Source organism: Paenibacillus sp. EKM10P (assembly GCF_011800655.1).
GTDB lineage: Bacteria > Bacillota > Bacilli > Paenibacillales > Paenibacillaceae > Paenibacillus > Paenibacillus polymyxa.
On record NZ_JAALET010000103.1, the window covers coordinates 1 to 307 of the forward strand.

The 307-nt window shown below is 48.9% G+C and carries 2 tRNA genes; both read right to left on the reverse strand.

Going from position 1 to position 307, the window contains the following annotated elements:
* Positions 1–76: transfer RNA gene (locus tag HFE01_RS26620), tRNA-Val, on the reverse strand.
* Between the two features lie 69 nt (positions 77–145).
* Positions 146–217, reverse strand: a tRNA-Glu gene (locus tag HFE01_RS26625).
* Positions 218–307 lie beyond the last annotated feature (90 nt).

Consider the following 307-nt stretch of genomic DNA (forward strand, 5'->3'; position numbering starts at 1 on the left):
TGGTGGAGGCTGAGGGGATCGAACCCCCGACCCTCTGCTTGTAAGGCAGATGCTCTCCCAGCTGAGCTAAGCCTCCTCAACGGAACACTTCTCATATTATACCACAACAAAATTTTTATTGCAACTTTTTGTGATTTTTTTTTTATGACCCGTAGGGGATTCGAACCCCTGTTACCTCCGTGAAAGGGAGGTGTCTTAACCCCTTGACCAACGGGCCATACTATAAAATAATTCTGGCGGAGAGAGAGGGATTCGAACCCTCGAGACGCTTTTGGCGCCTACACGATTTCCAATCGTGCTCCTTCGG